We start from the raw sequence: 8362 nt of genomic DNA, 5'->3' as shown, positions 1-8362 counted from the left end.
TCCAAGGTGGTAGTAGGTAAGCGATGGGGTGACGCAGGAAGGTAGTCCAGCCCGGGCGGTGGTAGTCCCGGGGTAAGGGTGTAGGCCGAGGGGTAGGCAAATCCGTCCCTCGTTAAGGCTGAGACCTGATGCCGAGCCGATTGTGGTGAAGTGGATGATCCTATGCTGTCGAGAAAAGCCTCTAGCGAGTTTCATGGCGGCCCGTACCCTAAACCGACTCAGGTGGTCAGGTAGAGAATACCGAGGCGTTCGGGTGAACTATGGTTAAGGAACTCGGCAAAATGCCCCCGTAACTTCGGGAGAAGGGGGGCCATCACTGGTGATCGGATTTACTCCGTGAGCTGGGGGTGGCCGCAGAGACCAGCGAGAAGCGACTGTTTACTAAAAACACAGGTCCGTGCGAAGCCGTAAGGCGATGTATACGGACTGACGCCTGCCCGGTGCTGGAACGTTAAGGGGACCGGTTAGTACACTTTCGGGTGTGCGAAGCTGAGAACTTAAGCGCCAGTAAACGGCGGTGGTAACTATAACCATCCTAAGGTAGCGAAATTCCTTGTCGGGTAAGTTCCGACCTGCACGAATGGCGTAACGACTTCTCGACTGTCTCAACCATAGGCCCGGTGAAATTGCACTACGAGTAAAGATGCTCGTTTCGCGCAGCAGGACGGAAAGACCCCGGGACCTTTACTATAGTTTGATATTGGTGTTCGGTTCGGCTTGTGTAGGATAGGTGGGAGACTTTGAAGCAGCCACGCCAGTGGTTGTGGAGTCGCCGTTGAAATACCACTCTGGTCGTGCTGGATGTCTAACCTCGGTCCGTGATCCGGATCAGGGACAGTGTCTGATGGGTAGTTTAACTGGGGCGGTTGCCTCCCAAAGGGTAACGGAGGCGCCCAAAGGTTCCCTCAGCCTGGTTGGCAATCAGGTGTTGAGTGTAAGTGCACAAGGGAGCTTGACTGTGAGACCGACGGGTCGAGCAGGGACGAAAGTCGGGACTAGTGATCCGGCGGTGGCTTGTGGAAGCGCCGTCGCTCAACGGATAAAAGGTACCCCGGGGATAACAGGCTGATCTTCCCCAAGAGTCCATATCGACGGGATGGTTTGGCACCTCGATGTCGGCTCGTCGCATCCTGGGGCTGGAGTCGGTCCCAAGGGTTGGGCTGTTCGCCCATTAAAGCGGTACGCGAGCTGGGTTTAGAACGTCGTGAGACAGTTCGGTCCCTATCCGCTGTGCGCGTAGGAATATTGAGAAGGGCTGTCCCTAGTACGAGAGGACCGGGACGGACGAACCTCTGGTGTGCCAGTTGTCCTGCCAAGGGCATGGCTGGTTGGCTACGTTCGGGAGGGATAACCGCTGAAAGCATCTAAGCGGGAAGCCTGCTTCAAGATGAGTATTCCCACCTCCTTGAGAGGGTAAGGCTCCCAGTAGACGACTGGGTTGATAGGCCAGATGTGGAAGCCCGGTAACGGGTGAAGCTGACTGGTACTAATAGGCCGAGGGCTTGTCCTCAGTTGCTCGCGTCCACTGTGTTAGTTCTGAAATAACGAACAGCTGTGTTCATGCCAGCGTTCAAATTTTCATAGTGTTTCGGTGGTCATAGCGTTAGGGAAACGCCCGGTTACATTCCGAACCCGGAAGCTAAGCCTTTCAGCGCCGATGGTACTGCAGGGGGGACCCTGTGGGAGAGTAGGACGCCGCCGAACAATCATTGTGGGAAAGCCCCGCACCAGCCCTTCACGGGCACGGTGCGGGGCTTTTCTGCGTTCCCGACCGGATACGTGCGAGCGGATGATTTCGTCCGTACGCCCCCTTCCGGGTCCCGTGCGAGACAGGACCCGGAGGAGAACGGGCGACGGACTTCAGAGGCGGCCGGCGGCTTTCAGGGCGAGGTAGGCGTCGGCGAGGGCCGGGGCCAGGGTGTCCGGGGTGGCGTCGACCACGTGGACGCCGTGCCGGGTGAGCTGCTCGGCGGTCCGGCGGCGCTGCGCCTGCGACTGGGCGCCCGCGGCGGCCTCGTACACCGCGTCCACGGAGCCGCGGGAGCGTGCCATGGCGGCCACGTGCGGGTCGGCCACCGAGGCCAGCAGGACCGTGTGGCGCTGCGTGAGCCGCGGCAGGACCGGCAGCAGGCCCTCTTCCACCGGGGCCTGGTCCAGGCTCGTCAGGAGGACCACCAGGGAGCGGCGCGGGGCGCTGCGCAGGACGGTCGACACCAGGGCGCGGGAGTCGGTTTCGACGAGCTCCGGTTCCAAGGTGGCCATCGCGTTCACGAAGGACGGCAGGACGTCGCCGGCGGGGCGGCCCTGAACCCGGGCGCGGGGGCTCCGGTCGTGGGCCAGCAGGTCCACCCGGTCCCCGGCGCGGGTGGCGAGGGCGGCCAGCAGCAGGGCCGCGTCCATCGCGGAGTCCAGGCGGGGGGCGTCACCGACGCGGCCCGCGGACGTGCGGCCGGTGTCCAGGCAGATCAGGATGTGGCGGTCGCGTTCCGGGCGCCAGGTGCGGACGGCCACCTTGTTCTGGCGAGCGGTGGCCCGCCAGTCGATGGAGCGGGTGTCGTCGCCGGGCACATAGTCGCGGAGGCTGTCGAACTCGGTGCCCTCGCCGCGGGTCAGGAGACTGGTGCGGCCGTCGAGTTCGCGCAGCCGGGCCAGCCGGGAGGGCAGGTGCTTGCGGCTGGCGAAGGGCGGCAGGACGCGGACCGTCCAGGGCACGGTGTGGGCGCCCTGGCGGGCCCACAGGCCGAGCGGGCCGTACGAGCGGATCGTGACGCGGTCCGCTGTGCGGTCGCCGCGCCGGGTGGGCTGCAGACGGGTCGTCAGGCGGCGGCGTTCACCCGCCGGGACGGTGACGGAGTGCCGGGAAGCGGCGCCCTCCGTGCCCGGGAGCCAGCTGCTCGGGGGCCAGGCGTCGCGGACCCGGGCCCGCAGCCGGCGGCCGCTGCGGTTGGTGAGCGTCAGATGGACGTCGGCGGTGTCGCCGAGGCGGACCGAGGTGTCGCCGGAGCGGGCCAGCCGGAGGCTGCGGACGGGGGCCGCGAGGACGTGGTCGACGGCGCAGGCCAGGGCCAGGGAGCCGTTGACGGCGAGGAGGCCCGTCCAGCTCGGTTCGAGGACGCCGATGGGGATGCTGCCGAGGGCCGCCAGCAGGGCGGCGCGTCCGGTGAGGGCCATCAGCGCGGGACGGGGACGTGGGAGAGGATCGCGGTGATAACAGCGTCGGCCTTGACTCCCTCCATCTCCGCTTCCGGCCGCAGCTGGACGCGGTGGCGGAGGGTGGGCAGGGCGAGGGCCTTGACGTCGTCGGGGGTGACGTAGTCGCGGCCGGTGAGCCAGGCCCAGGCGCGGGCGGTGGCCAGCAGGGCGGTCGCACCGCGGGGGGAGACGCCGAGGGTCAGGGACGGCGATTCGCGGGTGGCGCGGCAGACGTCGACGACGTACCCGGCGATCTCGGGGGAGACGGACACCTTGGCGACGGCCTCCCGGGCGGCTTCGAGCTGCGCCGGGCCGGCGACGGGGCGGACGCCGGCGGCGTGCAGGTCGCGCGGGTCGAAGCCGGCGGCGTGCCGGGTCAGGACGCCGATCTCGTCCTCGCGGGAGGGCAGGGGCACCGTGAGTTTGAGGAGGAAGCGGTCGAGCTGGGCTTCCGGGAGGGGGTAGGTGCCCTCGTACTCCAGCGGGTTCATGGTGGCGGCGACGAGGAAGGGCTCGGGGAGCGGGCGGGCGGTGCCGTCGACCGTGACCTGGCGTTCCTCCATCGCTTCGAGGAGCGAGGACTGGGTCTTGGGAGGGGTCCGGTTGATCTCGTCCGCGAGGAGGAGGTGGGTGAACACCGGGCCGTTCTGGAAGGAGAACTCGGCGGTGCGGGCGTCGTAGACCAGCGAGCCCGTGACATCGCTGGGCATCAGGTCGGGGGTGAACTGGACGCGTTTGGTGTCGAGTGCGAGGGAGGCGGCCAAGGCGCGGACCAGCAGGGTCTTCGCGACGCCGGGGACGCCTTCGAGGAGCACGTGGCCGCGGCACAGCAGGGCGACGACGAGACCGGTGACGGCGGAGTCCTGGCCGACCACGGCCTTGCCGATCTCGGTGCGGAGCGCTTCGAGGGAAGCGCGGGCGCTGTCCGCGGTGGCGGACTCGGTGGCCGGGGACGTCATGACGTGCGGACCTCTCTTTCGAGGGCGTCGAGGTGGTCGGCGAGCGCGACGAGGGCCGCGTCGTCGGAAGGGGCGGGGCCGAAGAGCAGGGAGGTGACGTCGCGGGTGTCCGGGAGCCGGGCGGCGACGGAAGGGACCAGCGCGGCCGGGTCGTCGGCCCGGGAGGCCGGTACGCCGGTCAGCGCGGCGAGGCGTCCGCGGGCGGCGCCCCGCAGGACCGCGGCGGCGCGGTCGCGGGCCCCGGCCTTGCGGTAGAGGCGGGCGCGCCCCTCGGTGGTCTCCGAGGCGCGGATGGCCACGGGGAGGTGCTCCGTGACGAGGGGGCCGAGGCGGCGGCTGCGCCACAGGGCGGCGAGGGCGGCGGCGAGGAAGAGCTGGAGGAGGGCCCAGGACCAGCCGGCCGGGACGAGGTCGAAGAGGGCCTTGTCCTCCGTGGCCGACGGAGCGTCCGCGTCGGTGAGGGAGGGCAGGTACCAGACGAGGTCCGGGCGGGAGCCGAGGAGTTGCAGGGCGAGGGAGGCGTTGCCCTCCTCGGCGAGGCTCTCGTTGAGGAGGGCCGTCTCGGATCCGAGGACGACGGTGTCGCCGCCCGAGGTGCCGGTGGTGCCGGCGGGCAGGACGAGGAGGGTGGGGCGGCCGCCGCTGGGGTAACAGGAGACGGCTCCGGGGCGGGTGGTGCTGTAGCGCAGCCCGGAGCCGGTGCTCGCGCGGCCCGCGGAGACGGCGGCCGGCAGGGTGCAGGCGGGGGCGGGGTCGTCCGCGGCGGCGCTGCCCTCGGCGTGCACGCCGGGGGCCAGGGTGGGCAGGCTGCGGGCGCCGGGGCCGAGCAGGACCGTGCGGCCGCCAGAGAGGTCAGCGGCCGTGCGCAGGCTGCGCAGTTGGGTCTCGCCGAGCAGGTCGGGGCGGGTGACCAGCAGGGTGGTGCGGGGGCCGGCGGCGTCGGCGGCTTCGCGGGCGGTGGTGACGACCCGGGTGGTGACCCCGCGTTCGCGCAGGAGTTCGGCGACGGCCCGGCTGCCGGTGGGGGCGGCGGAGCGGGGGTCGAGGTGCCCGTACCGGGTGCCCCGGTCGAGGGCGGCCAGGGCGAGCGCGGAGACGAGGAGGATGCCGAGGACGGCCGCGGCCCCGCGGTGGCGGCGCCAGAGCGCCGCGGCGCCGGGTGCGGTGGAGGTGCCGGCGGCGGGGGTGCCCGCGGGGTCGGCGGCGCTCGTGGGGGGTGCGTCGGCGGGGGTGGCGCCCGTGGCCGGGGCGGTGCCGGTCATGCGGTGGGTCCCGTCAGGACCGGCTTGGCGCGGTCCAGGGTGGAGTCGAGGGCGCGCAGCCGTTCGTACGTTTCGGGGCGGCCGGTGCGGCCGCCGTAGGTGACGTCGTCGAAGGCGCGGGCGGCGGCGCGCAGGTCCGCTGCGTGGTCGGGGAGCGAGACGGCGGCTTCGGCGGCCGCCTCGTCGGCGGTGCGGCCGGGCCGCGGGTCCAGGAGGGTGCGCTCCTCCAGGGAGCGGACGACGGCGCGCATGCGCTCCTGGACGGCTTCGGTCCAGCGGCCCGCGGCGGCGTGGGCGTCGGCGGCCCTGCGGTGGTCCGCGGCGCTGCGGAGCCCGCCGCCGAAGAGGACGCCCGCCGTCCCGGCGGTGCGGCGGGGGGAGCCCAGCCGCCACCAGAGGGCGGCGAGGGCGAGGGCCGCGACGAGGACGATCACGAGGAGGCCCACGGCGCCGCCGGGGGTCGCCCCGGAGGCGCGGTCCAGGAGCCCGCCGATCCACTCCCAGAGCCGGTCCACGGCACGGCTGAACAGGCTCGGGTCGTCCTGGTGGTAGAGCCGTTCGGACAGCTCCCGTTCGGCCGCCTCCCGGGCGGGATCGCGCGGTGTGGTCACCGGCGGTGTCTCCGCGGCCGGCAGTGCCGCGGCGCGGTCGGTCAAGGCCCCCCTGCCCGTCATCGGTTCATCAGCCCCCGGTCACCGGTCCGCCGGCGGGCTGCGCGGGCGCAGCGCCGTGGTCCGCGATCCCGGCGGCCCGGACGAGCTCCAGGTCGAGGGCTTCGCGGCGGATGCGCTGGTCGACGTACAGGAGGGTGGTGACGCCCGTCTGCATGGGCAGGGTGACGGCGGCGGCGACGACCGAGCCGATGGCGGCGATGATCAGGAAGCTCCAGCTCTCGGTGGCGGAGCCATTGAGGAAGGAGTCCATGCCGCCCGGCGCCACGACCATGGCGGTGATCGCGAACGGCATGACGATGACCGCGGCGGTGAGTTTGGCGATGAGGGCGGTGAGCAGGCTGATGCCGCAGATCCGCCACCAGGCGCCCTTGACCAGCTTCGCGGAGCGCTTGAGCGCGTCGGTGACGCTGCCGCGCTCCAGCATCAGTGCGGGCGGGGCGAGGAGGAAGGACACGTAGAACCAGGCGAGCAGGACGAGGCCGACGGGGAAGCCCAGCGCGGTCAGCGGGGCGCTGCCGGACAAGAGGCCGGGCAGCATCGGCAGGACCCCGGCGGCGAGCGAGCCGAGCAGCAGGACGAGGGTCAGGGCGGCCATGCGTCCCGCCAGCGGGCGCAGGGCGCGCAGCGTGCCGGACAGGGTCGACCTGCGGCCGAGGACGGCCGCGCTGACCACGGGCGCGAGGGCCGCGGTGACCAGGAACAGGCCGAGGATCTCGGCGTAGTAGCTGTACAGGTACCCGACCAGGGCGTCGCCCAGGGCGTCGAGGGTCTCGGAGGGGGTCGCCCTGCGGCCGGGGTCGAAAGCGGTGGCGCCGTCCAGCGTGGCGCGCTGGATGAAGAGCAGGGCGACCTGGAGCAGGGCGGCGACCACCAGGCTGACGGCGAGGACCGCGCGCCACTGCTTGCGCAGGATGCCGACGGCGCCGTCGAGGATCTCCCCGAGGCCCAGGGGGCGCAGCGGGATGATGCCGGGCTTGGCCGCGTGGGGTTTGCCCCAGGGGGCCGGGCCGCCCGGTTGGCCGTACGGGGCGCCCTGCCGGCCGTACGGGCCCGGGTACGGGGCGCCGGGGGTGTCGCCCGGCTGCGGGCCGTACGGTCCCCAGCCCTGCCCCTGAGGGGCGTGCGGGGGGTTCTGGCCGGGGCCGGGGGGCGTACCGGTGCCGGGGCTCGACCACTGGCCGGGCGGGGGCTGCTGGGCCGACCATTTCTGGTCGCCGGCGGGTGCTGCGGGCGGCGCCGGCCGGGCGGGCGGCTCCGCGGCGCCGGGGCCCGACTGGTCGGCAGGTGCCCCCGGCCGCTCGCCGTCGGACGGGGAGGATCCGGGCGTAGCCCAGCCCGGAGAGTCGTTCATCGTCGCTCCTTCACGTGCACCTGCTGCGGCGGGGGCGCTGGTCGGTGCCATCGTGCCACGGGGGGCCCACGATCGGACCAGCCGTCCCCCCGGATCCCGGTCAGCCCGTACCTTCAATTGTCACCCGGATCCGGGGCAGACTGGTCGACCTGATCTCCACGCAGGCCCGAGGGGCGATTTCCAGCCCTTTTGGCTGTGGGACAGCTCACCGCCAGGTAACGATTAGCTAATGGGATGATGTCAACCATGAAGGGACGCGTCCTTGTCGTCGACGACGACACCGCGCTGGCCGAGATGCTCGGCATTGTGCTGCGTGGAGAAGGTTTTGAGCCGTCGTTCGTAGCGGACGGCGACAAGGCACTGGCTGCCTTCCGGGAGGCGAAGCCGGACCTGGTGCTGCTCGACCTCATGCTGCCCGGGAGGGACGGCATAGAGGTGTGCAGGCTGATCCGGGCCGAATCGGGAGTGCCCATTGTCATGCTCACCGCCAAGAGTGACACGGTGGACGTGGTCGTGGGCCTGGAGTCCGGCGCCGACGACTACATCGTGAAGCCGTTCAAACCGAAGGAGTTGGTGGCCCGAATCCGGGCGCGTCTGCGCAGGTCGGAGGAGCCTGCGCCGGAGCAGCTGGCCATCGGTGACCTCGTCATCGACGTGGCCGGGCACTCCGTCAAGCGCGACGGCGCCTCCATCGCCCTGACCCCGCTCGAGTTCGACCTGCTGGTCGCCCTCGCGCGCAAGCCCTGGCAGGTCTTCACCCGCGAGGTGCTGCTGGAGCAGGTCTGGGGCTACCGGCACGCCGCGGACACCCGCCTGGTGAACGTGCACGTGCAGCGCCTGCGCTCCAAGGTTGAGAAGGACCCGGAGCGCCCCGAGATCGTCGTGACGGTGCGCGGTGTCGGCTACAAGGCCGGACCCAGCTGA

6 protein-coding genes and 2 rRNA genes are annotated in these 8362 nt (G+C 71.2%); 3 read left to right on the top strand and 5 right to left on the bottom strand.

Annotated features, from left to right (window positions below; genetic code table 11):
- Both ACLJTM_RS05840 and rrf read left to right on the top strand, forming a co-directional pair.
- Nucleotides 1-1510: ribosomal RNA gene (locus tag ACLJTM_RS05840) — 23S ribosomal RNA — on the top strand; the annotation flags it as partial.
- 77 nt (nucleotides 1511-1587) lie between these two features.
- A 5S ribosomal RNA gene (gene rrf / locus ACLJTM_RS05835) occupies nucleotides 1588-1704 on the top strand.
- A 156-nt stretch (nucleotides 1705-1860) separates the two neighbouring features.
- Here rrf and ACLJTM_RS05830 read toward each other — a convergent pair.
- Genes ACLJTM_RS05830 through ACLJTM_RS05810 form a run of 5 tightly spaced genes read right to left on the bottom strand, consistent with a single transcriptional unit; the run spans nucleotide 1861 to nucleotide 7438 of the window.
- Nucleotides 1861-3171, bottom strand: coding sequence for a DUF58 domain-containing protein (locus tag ACLJTM_RS05830; RefSeq protein WP_411102225.1), 1311 nt, complete (start codon nucleotides 3169-3171; stop codon nucleotides 1861-1863).
- Nucleotides 3171-4151: an AAA family ATPase gene (locus tag ACLJTM_RS05825; protein WP_411102224.1), complete on the bottom strand. Its 981-nt coding sequence runs from the start codon at nucleotides 4149-4151 to the stop codon at nucleotides 3171-3173. The genes ACLJTM_RS05830 and ACLJTM_RS05825 overlap by 1 nt, the downstream gene beginning before the upstream one ends.
- Nucleotides 4148-5413 (bottom strand): DUF4350 domain-containing protein, encoded by a 1266-nt coding sequence (locus ACLJTM_RS05820; RefSeq protein ID WP_411102223.1) that lies wholly within the window; start codon nucleotides 5411-5413, stop codon nucleotides 4148-4150. The genes ACLJTM_RS05825 and ACLJTM_RS05820 overlap by 4 nt, the downstream gene beginning before the upstream one ends.
- Nucleotides 5410-6087: a DUF4129 domain-containing protein gene (locus ACLJTM_RS05815; RefSeq protein WP_411102222.1), complete on the bottom strand. Its 678-nt coding sequence runs from the start codon at nucleotides 6085-6087 to the stop codon at nucleotides 5410-5412. Before ACLJTM_RS05815 ends, ACLJTM_RS05820 begins: the two co-directional genes overlap by 4 nt.
- Nucleotides 6088-6094: 7 nt before the next feature.
- Nucleotides 6095-7438, bottom strand: coding sequence for a hypothetical protein (locus tag ACLJTM_RS05810; protein ID WP_411102221.1), 1344 nt, complete (start codon nucleotides 7436-7438; stop codon nucleotides 6095-6097).
- A gap of 234 nt (nucleotides 7439-7672) precedes the next feature.
- On the opposite strand from ACLJTM_RS05810, the gene mtrA reads away from it, so the two are divergent.
- Complete coding sequence (gene mtrA, locus ACLJTM_RS05805; RefSeq protein ID WP_189747360.1) at nucleotides 7673-8362, top strand: two-component system response regulator MtrA; 690 nt, start codon at nucleotides 7673-7675, stop codon at nucleotides 8360-8362.

The organism is Streptomyces sp. cmx-4-9 (genome assembly GCF_046548835.1).
GTDB lineage: Bacteria > Actinomycetota > Actinomycetes > Streptomycetales > Streptomycetaceae > Streptomyces.
Note: the sequence above shows the minus strand (reverse complement) of the source record. Positions and strands in the feature narration are given on the sequence as shown.

What these genes read in the sequence shown, in the direction of transcription:
- ACLJTM_RS05830 (WP_411102225.1), bottom strand. Translation starts at nt 3,171, where the DNA reads ATGGCCCTCACCGGACGCGCCGCCCTGCTGGCGGCCCTCGGCAGCATC.
- ACLJTM_RS05825 (WP_411102224.1), bottom strand. Translation starts at nt 4,151, where the DNA reads ATGACGTCCCCGGCCACCGAGTCCGCCACCGCGGACAGCGCCCGCGCT.
- ACLJTM_RS05820 (WP_411102223.1), bottom strand. Translation starts at nt 5,413, where the DNA reads ATGACCGGCACCGCCCCGGCCACGGGCGCCACCCCCGCCGACGCACCC.
- ACLJTM_RS05815 (WP_411102222.1), bottom strand. Translation starts at nt 6,087, where the DNA reads ATGACGGGCAGGGGGGCCTTGACCGACCGCGCCGCGGCACTGCCGGCC.
- ACLJTM_RS05810 (WP_411102221.1), bottom strand. Translation starts at nt 7,438, where the DNA reads ATGAACGACTCTCCGGGCTGGGCTACGCCCGGATCCTCCCCGTCCGAC.
- mtrA (WP_189747360.1), top strand. Translation starts at nt 7,673, where the DNA reads ATGATGTCAACCATGAAGGGACGCGTCCTTGTCGTCGACGACGACACC.